The 16,021-nt window shown below is 62.6% G+C and carries 12 protein-coding genes; 6 read left to right on the top strand and 6 right to left on the bottom strand.

The window, feature by feature from the left end; all coding sequences use genetic code 11:
- Positions 1 to 20: 20 nt before the first annotated feature.
- The 5 genes from dgt to HKD46_RS07225 all read left to right on the top strand — a co-directional run bounded on the left by dgt (position 21) and on the right by HKD46_RS07225 (position 9,537).
- On the top strand, positions 21 to 1,397 hold the full coding sequence (gene dgt / locus HKD46_RS07245; protein ID WP_124245070.1) for a dGTPase: 1,377 nt from the start codon (positions 21 to 23) through the stop codon (positions 1,395 to 1,397).
- Between the two features lie 293 nt (positions 1,398 to 1,690).
- Positions 1,691 to 1,900, top strand: coding sequence for a hypothetical protein (locus HKD46_RS07240; protein WP_161470219.1), 210 nt, complete (start codon positions 1,691 to 1,693; stop codon positions 1,898 to 1,900).
- A 144-nt stretch (positions 1,901 to 2,044) separates the two neighbouring features.
- Positions 2,045 to 6,319, top strand: coding sequence for a transporter substrate-binding domain-containing protein (locus HKD46_RS07235; protein WP_171865076.1), 4,275 nt, complete (start codon positions 2,045 to 2,047; stop codon positions 6,317 to 6,319).
- Complete coding sequence (locus HKD46_RS07230; protein WP_041214588.1) at positions 6,312 to 7,523, top strand: EAL domain-containing protein; 1,212 nt, start codon at positions 6,312 to 6,314, stop codon at positions 7,521 to 7,523. Before HKD46_RS07235 ends, HKD46_RS07230 begins: the two co-directional genes overlap by 8 nt.
- Positions 7,524 to 7,560: 37 nt before the next feature.
- The gene (locus HKD46_RS07225) at positions 7,561 to 9,537 is read left to right on the top strand and encodes a methyl-accepting chemotaxis protein (protein WP_103261497.1); all 1,977 of its coding nucleotides are present in this window, start codon (positions 7,561 to 7,563) and stop codon (positions 9,535 to 9,537) included.
- Between the two features lie 167 nt (positions 9,538 to 9,704).
- On the opposite strand, the gene rfaH is transcribed toward HKD46_RS07225, so the two are convergent.
- The 4 genes from rfaH to metN form a co-directional block, all read right to left on the bottom strand.
- Positions 9,705 to 10,205: a transcription/translation regulatory transformer protein RfaH gene (rfaH, locus tag HKD46_RS07220; protein ID WP_010673182.1), complete on the bottom strand. Its 501-nt coding sequence runs from the start codon at positions 10,203 to 10,205 to the stop codon at positions 9,705 to 9,707.
- 315 nt (positions 10,206 to 10,520) lie between these two features.
- Complete coding sequence (metQ, locus tag HKD46_RS07215) at positions 10,521 to 11,321, bottom strand: methionine ABC transporter substrate-binding lipoprotein MetQ (RefSeq protein ID WP_010673183.1); 801 nt, start codon at positions 11,319 to 11,321, stop codon at positions 10,521 to 10,523.
- Positions 11,322 to 11,347: 26 nt separating this feature from the next.
- Positions 11,348 to 12,001 (bottom strand): methionine ABC transporter permease, encoded by a 654-nt coding sequence (locus tag HKD46_RS07210; RefSeq protein WP_029313844.1) that lies wholly within the window; start codon positions 11,999 to 12,001, stop codon positions 11,348 to 11,350.
- Positions 11,982 to 13,025, bottom strand: a complete 1,044-nt coding sequence (metN, locus tag HKD46_RS07205; RefSeq protein ID WP_010673185.1) for a methionine ABC transporter ATP-binding protein MetN — start codon at positions 13,023 to 13,025, stop codon at positions 11,982 to 11,984. Before metN ends, HKD46_RS07210 begins: the two co-directional genes overlap by 20 nt.
- 472 nt (positions 13,026 to 13,497) lie before the next feature.
- Between metN and HKD46_RS07200 the strand changes: the two genes are divergently transcribed.
- The gene (locus tag HKD46_RS07200; RefSeq protein ID WP_010673186.1) at positions 13,498 to 13,953 is read left to right on the top strand and encodes a hypothetical protein; all 456 of its coding nucleotides are present in this window, start codon (positions 13,498 to 13,500) and stop codon (positions 13,951 to 13,953) included.
- A 52-nt stretch (positions 13,954 to 14,005) separates the two neighbouring features.
- Here HKD46_RS07200 and ppgK read toward each other — a convergent pair whose 3' ends face one another.
- A complete protein-coding gene (gene ppgK / locus HKD46_RS07195; RefSeq protein ID WP_010673187.1) occupies positions 14,006 to 14,749 on the bottom strand; it encodes a polyphosphate--glucose phosphotransferase in 744 nt (247 codons plus the stop codon).
- Positions 14,750 to 14,832: 83 nt separating this feature from the next.
- Positions 14,833 to 15,987, bottom strand: a complete 1,155-nt coding sequence (gene queG, locus HKD46_RS07190) for a tRNA epoxyqueuosine(34) reductase QueG (RefSeq protein WP_103261495.1) — start codon at positions 15,985 to 15,987, stop codon at positions 14,833 to 14,835.
- Positions 15,988 to 16,021: the final 34 nt, after the last annotated feature.

The following is a 16,021-nucleotide window of genomic DNA, read 5'->3' as shown; positions in this document are numbered from 1 at the left end:
CTCAGGCAAGGAGCCACGACATGTATGACCGTTTGATCCCCCCCGAGCGCATTCACCCCTGGGGAGACGAAGACCTGCTGGAGGCGACGGAGCAGGACCGCACCCGCATCGTGCAGGCGGCGCCGGTGCGCCGCCTGCAGCAGAAGACCCAGGTCTTCCCGCTCGATGTGAAAGCCTCGGTGCGCAGCCGCCTCACCCATTCGTTGGAGGTACAAGAGACCGGTCGCCAGATCAGTCGCCGCATCCTGGCGGCGTTGCCAGCCGGAGTGGTGTGCGAGGGGGCCTTCATCAATCTGGTGGAGATGTCCTGCCTGTTGCACGATGTCGGCAACCCGCCGTTTGGCCATTTCGGCGAGCAGGTGATGAGTCAGTGGCTTGCCCAGGAGCTGGACGGCCTCTTCGCCCGTGCCCACGACCAGTTGCCGAGCCCCCAGTGGGCAACCCTTCGCCAGGATCTGCTGGTGTTTGACGGCAATGCCCAGAGCCTGCGACTGGTGCACAGCCTCCATGAGCTGAACCTCACCCTGGGGCAACTGGCGGCGCTGTGCAAATACCCGCAGCAGCCCCTGCCGGGCCTGCACCATCCACAGGGCTATGGTCAGCACCACGGCTGGACCAGCAAGCGCGGCATCTTCTTCAGCGAACAACCCCTCTATCGTGCCCTCGGCCAGAGCCTGGGGCTGGCCGAGGGGTGCCGTCATCCGCTGGTCTACATCATGGAGGCGGCGGACGACATCTCTTACTGCATCGCCGATCTCGAGGATGCGGTGGACAGGCGCATCCTCACCCAGAGCGAGCTGCTGGCAGCCCTGCGCGAGGCGGACGAGGGCGGTTACATGGCCGATCTGCTCGATGAGGCGCTTGCCTCCGGTCGGGGGTTCTTCCCCCATTTTCGCCAGCATCTGACCCGGGATCTGGTGGCGCTGGCCGCCCATACCTATGTGGCCGAGCACGATCAGATCCTGAGCGGGGCCTATCCCCAGGCGCTGCTGCACGGTCAGGCTCCGGCAGCCCGGGTACTCGATACCCTCAAGCGGGTGGCTCGCGAGCTGGTGTTCATGCGCCCGGAGGTGGAGGCGCTGGAGCTGGAAGGCTATGCCGCCCTGCGCGGGGTGCTCTCCACCTACGCCTGCCTGCTGGCCCTGCCCGTCAGCCAGTTCGAGCGGCTGCTCGCAGGCAACGGCGGGAGCGAGCTCTTCTTTGCCCGGCGGCTGTTCCACCGCCTCTCTGCCCGCCACCTCAAGGCGTACCGGCTGGCGGTGGCGAGCCGGGATCCCCGTTTCGAAAAGGAGAGCGAGCAGGAGTGGTACTACCGGGTGCGGCTGCTGCTCGATTATGTGAGCGGCATGACGGATACCTATGCACTGGAGGAGTTCCGGCTGTTGTCAGGGATTTGACTGAACCTCTTTTTGGCCGCATTCCACCCATATGGGTGGGAGAGATATTGCGTAAAATTCGGTGTTTTTTTACACTGCGGCAACTTGTTCAACTTTCACACGGTAAGGAGACGACCATGCAACATTCCATGTTCAACGTTGCGTTCGATCGCTGCTCTGGCAGCGCGAAGACTTGTGCTCTTTATTTGCCGCGTGGAGGGGACAGGTAACACCTGCTTTTTTCATCACCCGCGGTTGTCCCGCAGGGTGATCACCTCTCTCCGGGGGAACCGCACGTTCAACTGGAGAATATTATGTCTATCGAACTCGCCCTGCTGCGCCACGTAGAGACCCTGGTTCAAAAAAGGATCACCCGGCTCCGGCTGGAGCTTCGCGTCAGCTGCCTGCATCTTTCACCTGCCCTGCTCAAAGACATCGGGCTGGAAGGCAAGGAAGTGCAGATCGCCCACATCCGTGAGCGGGAGTTTCAAACCGGTTTCCGGCTCGGGAACCGAATAACCTGATGGGAGGGGGCCCGGCCCCCGACCTGGTGGATGGCAGGCCTGGGCCTGCCATTTTTCTTTCCTGATGAGCATTGTCTCAATTTAGTTGTCGCACATTGCGCCAAACACTCTATGATCCCCCTCCGTTTCGTATGGGAGTTGATAATGTTCCGCCGCTGCTGTCGTCTCATCCTGCTATGTGGTCTGGCTTTCTGGAGCCTGATGGTTGCGGCTGCGTCGGCGCAACTGGACCAGAGCAACTTCACCCTGGACGAACTGCACTGGCTTGCCACCCATGATGAACTGGTCGTCGGCATGCCTTCGGCGGCTTGGCCACCCTATGTCTATACCGATGGGCGCGGCAACTTCACCGGCCCCCTGGATGAGTTCGCCTCCCAGATTGCAGCCAGGCTGGGGGTGAGCCTTCGCTACCGTGCCTATGCCAACAATGCGGCGGTCCAGCAGGCCTTGCTGGATGGCAAGGTCGACATGTTGATCGGGGTGGCACCGAGCCCGACCCGCACCCTGCAGATGCAATTTACCTCCGAGCTGATGGCACTGCCCCGGGCCGTGCTGCTGACGGGGGGGCGGGAGAGCCTCTCCCTGGAGGAGGCCTATGGGGTGCGCTGGGTCTGCGTCTTCGGTGTCAGCGCCTGCGATGAGCTGCTGCGCCTTGGGATCTCGAACCTGATCACGGCCGACAGCCGGGACGAGGCGATCTTCATGCTCAAGGAGGGCAAGGCGGATGCCTACCTGGCCGAGCTGCCCATGCTGAACAGGCTGCAAGCCATGGCGGGCATGGCGCTGGCCAGGATCGACTGGATGAGGGATACCTCCCTCGCCATGGCCGTGGCACCCAGGAATGATGTCTTGCAGGGATTGCTGGAGCGGGCCCTCGAGGATATCTCTCCCCTCGAGCGTCGCGCCATTCTGGAGGCGGGGGACATCCTCGACTATGCCCTGGTGAAAAGGAGCAGGGAGATCGTCTTCAATCCGCAGGAGCAGGCGTGGTTGCAAGCACATCCGGTCATCCGCTACGGGGTTGCTCCGGATTGGCCCGGGATGAGCGAGGTGGACGACAGGGGGCGGCTCAAGGGGCTCATTGCCGATCTGCTGACACTGATGAGCCAGCGTGCCGGGCTCCAGTTCACCCTGGTGCCGACCCGGAGCTGGGCCCAGAGCATGGCGCTCTTCCAGGATCGCAAGCTGGATCTCATCCCGGCCATGACTCCCACCGCGGAGCGTCAGCAGTTTGCCCGCTTTACCCCCAACTACGCGTCGATCAACCGGGTGGTCGTGGCGAGGCAGGGGATGGCCGAGCTCACCGCCGCCAGGGCACTGAAAGGGCACAGGGTGGGCATGGTAGGGGGCTCGGTGGAGCAGGTCTTGCTGAACGAGGTGGGGGCCATCGCCGTGCCGGTGGCCAGCGATGCCGAATTGCTGCCCCTGCTGGACCAGCAGAAGGTCGACTATGTGCTGATGAGCACCACCACCCTGGAGCAGTCGCTGCAAAAGGGATTCAGCGACCGCTACCAGGTGGTCTTCTCCGGCAGCGACCTGCGGGTACCCATCGCCATGGCGACCCAGTTGCAGGACCCCATGCTGCAGCAGATCCTCACCAAGGTGCTGATCGCCATTCCCCCCGACGAGCTCTCCGCCCTGGAGAAAGAGTGGCTCTCCCTGACCATACAGACGGGACTGGATCCGAAGACGGTGCTGCTCTGGTCCTCCCTTGGTGGCGGCATTTTCCTGCTCTGCCTCTTGCTGTTCATGGGCTGGAACCGGACGCTGCGCCGCCAGATCAGCCAGCGGCGGGAGGCCGAGCGGCGGCTCGAGGAGCAGCTGGTGTTTGTCCAGATGATGCTGGATGCCCTGCCCAACCAGGTGGTGCTGACCAACGAGCGCTATGAAGTGGCAATGACGAACCGGGCGTATCGGCAGATGTTCCTCGGCGGGGAGAACCTGACGGGCTCCTATGAGCGGTTGCTCCAGGAGCGATTGCCCGAGTCGATCCGTGCCAGGGTGATGGAGGAGGATGCCAGCGTCTGGGAGAGCGGAGAGGAGCTTCATGGACGGGGCGAGATCCGGTTTGATGACGATCGCCTGCACCAGATGATCTACACCAAGCGGCTCTTTGCGGGGCCCGATGACAAGCGGCTCGGGATCCTGACCGTGCTGACCGACGTGACCGAGCTGGAGCAGGCGCGGTTTGCGGCCCAGGAGGCGCAGACTCGGCTGACCCAGATCACCGACAGCATGCCGGGTCTGGTCTATCAGTATCACTGGCTTGGGCCGGGCAAGGGGCACTTCCTCTACACCTCGCAAGGGGTCAGGGAGATGGTGGGGGTTGAAGAGGAGCATGCCGGCATGGCGGTCACCGGTGCCTCCATCCTGGGGCTGACAGGCAAGGCGCACGAGGACTTCGTGGCCACGGTGGATCGTCATGCCCTGAGCATGCAGCCGCTGGATCTCGAGGTGGAGATCCGGCGCCAGGGGGAGGCGGGCTATTTGCAGATCCGTGGTCACTTCGTTCACCAGGAGGGGCTTGAAGGGGTCATATTGAACGGCGTGGTGCAGGACATCACCAAGCTCAAGCGCCAGGAGCTGGAGCTGCGCCAGACCAGGCGGGTGGCGGAGGAGGCGACCCAGGCGCGCAGCCGCTTCCTCGCCACCATGAGTCATGAGCTTCGCACTCCCATCTCCGGCATGCACGGTATGCTGGAGCTGCTGCAAATGAGCCCGCTGGATGACGATCAGCGCTACATGTTGCGCAATATCTCGACCTCCACCAACCACCTGCTCTATCTGGTGAACGACATCCTGGACTTCTCCAAGATGGAAGCCGGGCAGTTGCAACTGCATCCCCATCACTGCCGCCTGACCTCGGTGATTTGCGATGTCATCCGGGGACATGCGGCCCTGGCCTATGGCAAGGGGCTCAACGTGACGCTGCGGTGGGGGAAGACTGTGCCGGATCTGGCCTGCATCGACGGGATAAGGGTGGGGCAGGTGATCTCCAATCTGCTGAACAACGCGGTGAAGTTCACCGAGGCGGGGGCGATCGCCATCCAGGTGGATTATGAAGACGACCGGCTGGCCTTCCGGGTCCGGGATACCGGGATAGGCATCGCCCTGGAGCAGCAGCGCACCCTCTTCATCCCGTTCAAGCAGGTGGAGTCCGACACCAATCGCCGGTTTGGCGGCACCGGGCTTGGGCTTGCCATCTGTCATCAACTCACCCAGAAAATGGGGGGGAGCCTGACCCTGGAAAGTACCCCCGGAATGGGCACCTGCGTGACCTTCACGCTGCCCCTGGCCGAGTGCCAGTGGGAAGCGCCGCCCCTGACCGGTCAGGTATGGTGGTGGTTTGGGGAGGATGAGGGGCTGGAATCGGTGATGGCCAGGCTGGGCGCCAGACTGGTTCGCATGGAGGCACACCATTGGCAGCAGCCCCTCGAGGGGCATCTGCTGGCGCAGGAGAATCACCTGGAACAGGCCCTTGGCAGTGACTGGCTGGCCTGTTTGCAGCGTTCGAACCTCAAGGGCATAGTACTCTCTCCCCATGAGGCCCTGCGGGGGCGCATGGGGGGCGACGCCTGGTGGCGACTGGGACAATCGCCTCTCTACCCCGATCTGTTGCTGGAAACCTGCCAGTCACTGTTCAACCAGCAGGCGAGCCAGTCGATGGGGATGGAGGGGGAGAAGCTCAGGGGGCGGGTGCTGGTGGCGGATGATCACCCCGTCAACCGGGCATTGCTGACGAGGCAGCTCGCTATCCTGGGGCTCGAATCCGAGGTGGTGGAAGATGGCGAGGAGGCGCTGCGCGCCTGGCAGGGGCAGGACTTCGCCCTGCTGCTGACCGACTGCCACATGCCGGTGATGGATGGCTATGCCCTCACGCGAGCCTTGCGGGATGCCGGGGACAGTGCTCCCATTATCGGGGTGACGGCCGATACCTCTGAGGAGGCGAGCCAGCAGATGCGTGATGCCGGCATGAACGACATGCTGTTCAAGCCCTACAGCCTGGATGCCCTGAGCCAGACCCTGGGGCGCTGGTTGCCGACTCAGGAAGAACAGCTCGCCTCGGAGGTGCCTCGGCAAGCCAGGGTTCAGCTGCCAGGCATAAGCTGGTTGACCCTGTTCGGGGATGAGGCGGTGGCTCGCAGCATGGCCAGCGAATACCTGGACGCCAGCGAGCAGGATGGCGAGGACATGAGGCTGGCGCTGGCCAGCCAGGATACCCAGGCGCTGGTGGAGACGGCACATCGCATCAAGGGGGCCGCGCGCATGGTAGGACAGCAGGCATTGGCAGAGGAGGCGGCCCGGCTGGAGGCGGCGGCCAGATTGAAACAACTAGACAAGCTCGATGACCTGGCCAGGGCGGTACAGGCATTGATGGACTCTATCAGAGGTGAAACGGGGTTATGGCTCGATGAATAGCGCACGGCATGAGTTGGCGATCATGGTGGTGGAGGATCACAACTTCCAGCGCAAGGCCCTGATGCACCAGATCCGCGGACTGGGCTACGGCAACCTGCTGGAGGCGCAGGACGGGGAGGAGGCGCTGGCACAGTGCCAGCACCACAGGGTCGACATCCTGTTCTGCGATCTGCGCATGCCGGGCATGGATGGCATGGCGCTGCTGCGCCGCCTCTCCCTTGGCGGGTTCCGCGGCGGCATTGTGCTGTGCAGCGCCCTGGAGGATGACGTGGTCGATGCCGTGCTGCGCATGAGCCGGGCCTATGGCCTGCAGGTGCTGGGGCGCATCGAGAAACCCGCGTCTCCCCAGCAGATCGCGCAGCTCATCGGTGCCTGGCGGCCCCAGCAGGTGCGCAGCCAGGAGGAGGATGGTTATCACCTGACCCTGGATGAGCTGCGCCGGGCGCTGGATCAGGACCAGTTGCTGCCCTGGTATCAACCCAAGGTGGGTTTTCACAACGGGGAGTGGCTCGGCATGGAGGCGCTTGCCCGCTGGCAGCACCCCGAATATGGCCTCATCTCGCCGGCCCGTTTCATCCCGCTGGCGGAGCACAACGGGCTCATCGACCCGCTCACCGAGGTGATCATCGGCAAGGCGCTGCGGGACGGCCACCTGTGGGAGAAGACCGGGCTCTCCCTGAACCTGTCGATGAACCTCTCCACCACCTCCCTCATCGAGGGGGATCTGTGCAACACCCTGCTCAGCCACTGCCAGCGCTGGAGCATCAACCCCGAGCTCATCACCCTCGAAGTGACCGAGAGCGCCTTCGTCAAGGATCTCGGCAAGTCGCTGGAGGTGCTGACCCGCTTGCGGATGCACGGTTTTGGTCTCTCCATCGATGATTTCGGGACCGGCTACTCCTCCATGCAGCAGCTTGCCCTGCTCCCCTTTACCGAGTTGAAACTGGACAGATCCTTCGTGGATCGCTGCTATGAAGATCCCTCTCGCCTAGCCATCATCGAGTCCAGCATCGAGCTGGCTCGCAAGTTGGGCTTGAAATCGGTGGCCGAGGGGGTCGAAGATGAGGCGACCTGGCAATTGCTGGCGAAGCTGGGGTGCGATCAATGCCAGGGCTTCTTCTCCGCCCGCCCCATGCCCCGCGAGGAGCTGATGGGGTGGCATCAGGGTTGGCAGGCTCGTTTGCCCGCGCTCATCAGACGCTAATCCCGGGCAGGATGCCCGACGAATTCCAAGGATGGCCATGAAAATATCAAGCAAGTTGTTGTTGAGCTTCTGTTTTATCAACCTGCTCATCATTCTCTCCTCCGCCCTTGTCTATCATCAGCTCGGCCGGATCGAAGGCTCGCAAGATGCCTTGCTGGCCCAGGCCCTGCCCGCCCTGCAGCGGGACGAGGCGAGCCAGAAAGCCCTGATTGCCACCGTTTCATCCCTGCGGGCCTATCTCATCCTCGGCAAGGATCCGGCACAGGGTGATCGCATCAAACAGGAGTGGGAAGAAGCCTGGTACGCCATCGAGCGCCAGCGTTTCACCCCCGACCTGACCCGGGCACTCAAGGGTTTCAAGGGGGCACAGTCACAGGTGTGGGCCCTGGCTCACACCGAAGAGAACCTGCCCGCCCACACCCTGATGCTGCTCGAGGCCGGCCCCCTGGCGGAATCGGCCCTCGATCAGTTGCAGTCTTTTGCCAATGAAGAGGTGGCGACGCCCCAGGCGACGTTGCCCGGTGACAGGCGCCTGCTGCTCAAGCAGGTGGGGGATGCCTACAACAGCCTGGGCAATGCGCTCTCCGCCCTGCGGGATTTCCTCATCTCGGGGGAGAAGGAGTACCTGGACAAGTATCGGGACTACTACCAGTTCCACCAGCAGCGGGTGGCCGAGCTGAAACAGCAAGAGGCCAACTTCACCGAGGCACAAAAGGGGCTCTGGACGCTCTTTGAAGAGATGTCAGCCCCCTTTGCAGAGCTGGTCGGTCAGGTGATCGAGAAGCGCCAGGCCCCGGACTGGGACAGGGCCAACCACCTGATGGCCACCGAGATAGAGCCCGCCCTGACCCGGCTGGCGGATCAGCTGGCGACCCAGGTGACCCATACCCGTGCCGAGGTGGACAAGATGGCGGGGGAGATGGCGGCCGCCAGTCAGACCATTCACCGCACCCTGCTGCTGGCCACCACCAGCGTCATCCTGCTGGGTACCCTGGTGGCCCTGCTGTTCAGCCGGCGCCTGACCCGGGACATCGCCAGCCTGGTGAAACGGGCGGGCCTGGTGGCCGATGGCCGCCTCCCCGTCACCCCCTTGCCCGTGCTTCGTCAGGATGAGCTGGGAGGGCTCACGGGCTCCATCAACCGAATGTCGGCACAGCTGCGCGAGCTGGTGGGGGAGATCCAGGGGGCGGTCGGTCAGGTGGAAGGGGCTGGCCGCGAGGTGGGCCAGACCACCAATGCCATCGTGGATGATCTGGCGAGCCAGAACCAGCGGCTCGATGCGGTGGCAGCCGCCATCGAGCAGATGTCGGTCAGTACCCGGGATGTGGCGGGCAACATTGCGGACGCGGCGGGAGCGGCTCGCCAGACCGAGCAACAGGCAAGGGAGGGAGAGCAGGCCCTCGCCCGCATGGGGACCACCATGGCGCAGATTGGTGCCATGATTGCCCAGGCAAACCAGGCGATGACGCAGCTCAGCAGCCAGAGCGAGCAGGTGGGGAGGGTCACCGAAGTGATCGCCACTATCGCCGAGCAGACCAATCTGCTGGCACTCAATGCGGCCATCGAGGCGGCGCGGGCCGGTGAGCAGGGACGGGGATTTGCCGTGGTGGCCGATGAAGTGAGGCAGTTGGCCAGCCGCACCAGCGCATCGACCATGGAGATCAACCAGACCATTGCCAGCATCCAGCAGCAGACCCGGGAGACCGCGGATACCGTGGGCAGCGGCACCCTGCTGGTGGAGCAGGGGCGCGGCGCCGTGGCCTCGGTGACCGAGACTCTGGAGTCGATGGCGACGCTGGTGCAGGATCTCAGCGGCCAGCTTGCCGCCATCGCCACCGCCACCGAGCAGCAGTCAAGGGCGGCGCAGGAGGTGGCGGGCACGGTGGAGGAGATTGCCGGGCTCAGCCATCAGTCCAGCGAGCATGGCCAGCAGGGGGAGCAGATCGCCGCCCGCCTGACCCGGGAGACCGGGAGACTGACATCGGCCATCAGCCGCTTCGAACTGGATGCCTGACGCAAGGGAGAGAAAAACGGGGCAGACCTCTGGGTCTGCCCCGTTTTTTTCGGCCCGAAAACCTGGTGGTGGAAGGATGCACGCCGCAGGTGCGGTCCTGACCGTTCGGAAGCTGGGGGATGGTGTCTTGTGTACTGCCCTGTGGCTCTTTCTGCCGGCAGGACGGGTCACTCCAGGCGGCGGAAGGCCTGGTTTTCGAAGCTGCTGCAGGTCTCCTGGTTGAGCAGGTTGACCAGCAGGATGGCCCGCTTTTCGCCATCCGGTTCCAGATAGATGGCTTCAAACCCGGCGAGGGGGCCGGATTCGATAAGTACCTTGTCTCCCTGGGTCGGCAGGCGGGCATAGCTGGCGCGCGCCTCGTCGCTGTCGTCCCGGCTCATGAGCCGGTAGATCAGCTGGCTGCTGACGGGGGTCCACTCCTTGCCGAAGTGGATGATGCGACTGATGCCCCGGGTCGATTTCAGGGTGACCGGGGTGACCTCTTCCAGATCCACGTAGATGAAGAGGTAGTTGGGGAACATGGGCTCGCGCTGGGGCACGCGCTTGCCTCGCCGCAGTTTTTCAATCTCGACCATGGGGTAATAGGATTCAACGCCCTGGGCTGCCAGATGGGCGCGGGCGCGGGCCTCTTCCTTGGGTTTGCAGTAGGCCAGATACCATTTTTTCATTGTTGTTCTGTTTTTCGTGTTGCCGTGCTTGTGGCTATGATAACGGGGGTAAAAAAAAAGGCCACGCTTGACGTCAATGCTGTTCAGATAAGCACTTTTTTGACTGATTATTCATAAATTGGATTTGAGTTGAGGGGGCAAGGCTGTGTCCAGTCGATCTTCCTCCAGCCTTTATCCAGCGGGGCTTGCAATAGAAAGAGGGAGGCATCATGCCTCCCTCGATTTTTTGTCCTGATACTACGTGGACTGGAACTCAAATTCTCTTAAGTGAACAGCATTGCACGCTTGACGTGGCCTTTTTTCCAGAGTGAGTGATTACCAACCTTTCACCAGACCGCCCTTGAACAGCTCGGTCCCCTTCTTGAAGACCTCGTCGGTCTGGAAGGACTGGACGAACTCCTTGACCTTCTCGTCGTCCTTGTTGTTCTCGCGAGCAACGATCAGGTTGACGTAGGGGGACTCCTTGTCTTCGACAAACAGGCCGTTCTCGGTCGGGGTCAGACCAATCTGACCGGCGAAGGTGTTGTTGATGATGGCCAGATCCACGTCTTCCAGGGAGCGCGGCAGTTGTGCGGCTTCCAGCTCGACGATCTTGAAGTTGCGCGGGTTGCTGGCGATGTCCAGTACGGTCGCTTCCAGACCGGCACCCTCTTTCAGCTTCAGCAGGCCCTGCTTCTCCAGCAGGATCAGGGAACGACCCAGGTTGGTCGGATCGTTCGGCACCGCGATCTGGGCACCGTCTTTCAGCTCGGACAGGGCCTTGACCTTCTTGGAGTAACCGGCGATCGGGTAGACGAAGGTGTTGCCGACCGGCACCAGCTTGAAGCCGCGATCACGGATCTGGGCATCCAGGTAGGGCTTGTGCTGGAAGGCGTTGACGTCGACGCTGCCGTCGTTCAGGGCCACGTTCGGGGTGACGTAGTCGGAGAAGGTGACCACTTCGACGGTCAGGCCGTATTTTTCCTTGGCCACCTTGGCCGCGGTCTCAACCAGCTCGGTCTCGGGACCGGCGATGGCGCCCACCTTCAGGGTCTTGTTCTCTTCCTTCTGGCCGCAACCGACCAGTACCAGGGTTGCCAGCAGCGCAGCTGCTGCGGATTTGATGCCCAATTTCATAAAAACCTCCTGTCAGAAATCGACGATTAACGATGATCACATTGTTTGACCAGGCGCTCACCCGCGCTCTGGATGAGTTGAACCAGCACCACCAGAATGACCACGGTGACCAGCATGACGGTGGGATCGAAACGCTGGTAGCCGTAGCGAATACCCACATCACCGAGACCACCGCCTCCGATGGCACCTGCCATGGCGGAGTAGTTCACCAGGGTGACGAGGGTGATGATGACACTGTTGAGGATCCCCGGCAGGGCCTCGGGCAGCAGCACCTTGGCGATGATTTGCAGGGGTTTGGCCCCCATGGCCTTGGCCGCTTCCAGCAGGCCGTCAGGCACCTCCATCAGGGCCCCTTCCACCAGGCGGGCGATGAAGGGAATACAGCCCACGGTCAGCGGCACGATGGCGGCGATGGTGCCGATGCTGGTGCCGACGATGAAGCGGGTCAACGGAATGATGGCGACCAGCAGAATGATGAAGGGCACCGAGCGACCGACGTTGACGATGACGCCCAGGACCTTGTTGAGCAGCGGATTGGCCAGGATCTGGCCCGCCTTGGTCACGTGCAGCGCCACGCCGAGCGGCAGGCCGAGCAGGCAGCCGAACAGGGCGGAGGCAAACACCATGATGAGGGTGTCGCCCAGAGCCGAAATCAGCAGATTAATCATTGCTTCGGACATAACCCATTACCTCCAGCTGAATGTGGTTGTCGATGAGGAACTGCTGGGTGGCCTCGCACTGGGCCTCGTCCCCGAACAGTTCCGCCAGCAGGAAGCCGAACTTGACGCCACCGGCGTATTCGATGTCTGCGCTCAGGATGCTGATGTCGATGTTGAAACGGCGGCTCGCCTCGGAAATCAGCGGCGAATCCACCGTGGTCCCGGTAAAGCCGAGCTTCACCAGGGGATAGCTGCCGGGCACCCGCTCGGCACTCATCCGATCCTGATACTCCTGAGGCACTTCCAGGTGGATGGTGGAGTGGATGAAATCCCGGGCCAGCTGGGTCTTGGCATTGCTGAAGAACCAGGCCACTTCCCCCTGCTCGATGAGACGGCCGTCGCTGATGATGGCCACTTCGTCGCAGATCCCCTTCACCACGTCCATTTCGTGGGTGATGAGCAGTATGGTGAGCCCCAGCTTGACGTTGATCTCCTTGAGCAGGGTCAGGATCGAGCGGGTGGTCTGCGGGTCGAGGGCCGAGGTGGCCTCGTCACACAGCAGGACCTTGGGAGCCGGTGCCAGGGCGCGGGCGATGGCGACGCGCTGCTTCTGCCCGCCGGAGAGCTCGGACGGATAGGCGTGGGCACGGGCTTCCAGCCCGACCAGGGCCAGCAGTTCGCTGACCCGGCTCTGGATCTTGTCCTTGCTCCAGCCCGCCAGCTCCAGCGGGAAGGCGATGTTGGCGGAGACGGTGCGAGAGGCCAGCAGGTTGAAGTGCTGGAAGATCATGCCGATCTGGCGGCGAGCCTGAGTCAGATCCCGCTCGCTGAGGGCGACCAGGTCCTGGCCATCGACGATGACCTGCCCCTCGGTGGGGCGCTCCAGCAGGTTGACGCAGCGGATGAGGGTACTCTTGCCGGCACCGGAGGCACCGATCACCCCGAAGATCTTGCCTTGGGGCACATGCAGGCTCACGTCACGCAGGGCGTGCACGGCATCACTGCCTTTACCGTAGACTTTGTTGAGACCGATCAACTTAATCATGGATTCTTCCGTGCTAACAGCCTTAAAGCACAGGGCGCTACAGGCGGGTAAATTGGGCAGAGGTTTCACTGGGTAGCTCTGTCATCATGGAGGATGATGCTAAGATGTCCGGATGGCTGTGTCAACGCATGTTTTTACGTCTAGACGTCTAAAAAATGGATAAGGATTCCCGCCATTTGACTATGGTGTGGAGGTATAACCACCAGTATCAATATAAGATTCCGATTTGATGACATTGGTCCGAATATAAGCTGGTAAATATCTTTTATGTCGTCGATTTGATGTCTCCCCTTCGGACAAGGTGCCCGGTCGTCCGGGCAGCATCGCTGCCGGCTTCCCCTTCCTCCTGCCGTCTCTTTTCCTGCTTTCTTTTCCATCTCCTTGATGCAGAACAATAAATGACCAGTTTGTGGCCGTGTCGACATGCCAGCTCCCTATACTGGCTGCAGGTGGATGCCAGGAGGGGGGCGAGATGCGATTCCAACAGATCAAGGACCTGATGCTCTATCTCGAGGAGCTTCATCATCGGCAAGGGCACATTTACGGGCGCCAGATCCCCCGGGTGGATGCTGAGCGCAGCAGAATGTTGCTGGCCTATCTGCAAGGGCGGGAGGATGCCGCGGCGGCTCATCTGCACGATTATCGCGAGCAGATGGGAAGCGCGGTGAAGGAGACCTGGCTGGATCAGGGGTTTGGCGAGGATCTGCTGGCCGAGGGGGATCGTCTGGCGCTGCCCGCCACAACCCAGCCCGCGGAGATAGTGGCCCTGGTGTCACGCCAGGAGGAGAGGCTCATCGGCGAGCTGGAACGTCTGGCCCGGGAGTGCCCCACGCCCGACACGGCGGCGCTGCTGAAAGCCCTGGCCTCCATGGCCCAATCCCGCCTGACCCGTCTGGTACACGGTGCTCATCGCCTCGACGATCTCTGAGCCCGGATGAGAGAGACCCGGCACGGGCCGGGTCTTCTGATGTTGCTGGCGGTCAGCCCCCTTGCCGGGCCGCGCCATAGAGGGCGGCGCCTATGATGCCGGCCTGGTTGAGGTTCGCGGCCGCCACCAGGGGAGCCCGGGTCTCAATCTTGTCGATGAACTTGTCGAGCTTGGCGGCGCTGCCGCCCCCCAGGATGAAGAGGTCGGGGGAGAACAGAAACTCCAGGCGAGCCAGGTATTTGTTGAAACGTTTGCCCCAGCGGCCCCAGGAAAGATCCTCGCGCTTGCGCACCGCATCGGAGCAATAGTGTTCGGCCACCATGCCTTCCAGCATCAGGTGACCCAGTTCGGTGTTGGGCAGCAACTGGCCATTGACGAAGACGGCGGTACCGATGCCGGTGCCGACGGTGATGAGAATGATGACCCCCTGGCGATCCTGCCCGGTGCCAAAGCGCATCTCCGCCAGACCGGCCGCATCGGCGTCGTTCAGGACATGGCAGGGCAGGCCGGTCACATCGGCAAACAGGTGGGCGGCATCGGTCTCAATCCAGCTCTTGTCGATGTTGGAGGCATTCTTGGCGATGCCGTTGTGGATGGTGGCGGGAAAACCGCACCCCACGGGACCCTTCCATTGGAAGTGCTCGACCAGCGCCTTGAGGGTGTGTGCCACGGCGGCCGGGGTTGCCGGTTGCGGTGTGGCGATGCGGTGGCGTTCGCCAATCAGCTCCCCGGTTTCGGTGTCGACCAGGCAGCCCTTGATCCCGGACCCCCCAATATCTACTCCCAGCATCTGCATCAGAATCTTCCTTTTATTGTGCCGATGTTCAATGGTCGGCAGAGCATGAAAAAATGGCTGCGATCCGGCAAGTGCCAGATCACTTATGCGTGATCCGGCAGACCTTTTTCGATGCAGCGGATCAGCAATCGCGTCTTTTTATTCTCTTCCTGCTGACGCCTGGCCAGGGTCGCCAGCGCCCACTCGATATGCTCGGCCACCATGGGCGCCGCCTCAGGCAGCGCCTGTTGCAGGGCGGCCAGGACCTCGCTGCTGGCCGGTCCGTTGCCAAGGGCCACCGCCAGGTTGCGGCGCCAGCGCTGATAGCCGATGCGGCGGATGGGGCTGCCTTCCGTGTGTTTGAGAAATTCGGCCTCGCTCCAGCCCCACAAGGTCAAGAGGGGCGGGCGGTGCAGATTGGGGCGCGGGCTGAAGTCGGGCTCCGGGCTGGCATTGGCATAGCGGTTCCAGGGGCAGATGAGCTGGCAGTCGTCACAGCCATAGATGCGATTGCCCATGAGCGGCCTGAATTCCTCGGGAATGGGGCCGTCATTCTCGATGGTGAGATAAGAGATGCAGCGCCGTCCGTCTACCACATAGGGGGCGATGATGGCACCGGTGGGGCAGATATTGATGCAGGCCACGCACTTGCCACACAGCTCCTTCTCCACCGGGGCATCCACGGGCAGCGGCAGGGCGATGAGCAATTCTCCCAGAAAGAAGAAGGAGCCGGCGGACTCGTTGATCAGCAGCGAGTGCTTGCCCACCCAGCCAAGGCCCGCCTTGGCCGCCAGCGGCCTTTCCAGAATAGGGGCCGAGTCGACGAAGGGGCGCCACTCGCCCAGGGTTTGTCCCGCCGCCTGCAACAGGGTTTCGCACCGCAGCTCGATGCGCTCCCCCAACTGTTTGAGCCGGTTGCGCAGCACCTTGTGGTAGTCGCGGCCGAGGGCATAGCGGCTGATGTAGCCGAGGGTGGGATCGCGCAGGGTGGCGGCAAAGCCCGCCTCGAACGGCAGATAGTTCATCCGCACCGAGATGACCCGCAAGGTGCCCGGCAACAGCTCGTGGGGGCGGGCCCTCATCATGCCGTGGCGCGCCATGTAGTCCATGGTGCCGTGATAACCGGCATCCAGCCAGGCCTGCAACCTTGGCTCTTCCAGGGTGAGGTCGGTGTCGGCGATGCCGACCTGGTCAAATCCTAGCTCCCTTGCCCAGAGCTTGATATCGTGGGCCAGTTGCGCAAGTTCGGCAGCCGTCATGCAGCATCCCCCCTCTGCCTGCAGGAGTGTGGCA

It is taken from the genome of Aeromonas sp. TW 6, assembly GCF_013168745.1.
In the GTDB taxonomy this organism is placed as follows: domain Bacteria; phylum Pseudomonadota; class Gammaproteobacteria; order Enterobacterales; family Aeromonadaceae; genus Aeromonas; species Aeromonas caviae.
The sequence above is the reverse complement of the archived record's forward strand: the minus strand, read 5'-3'. Positions and strand labels throughout refer to the sequence as shown.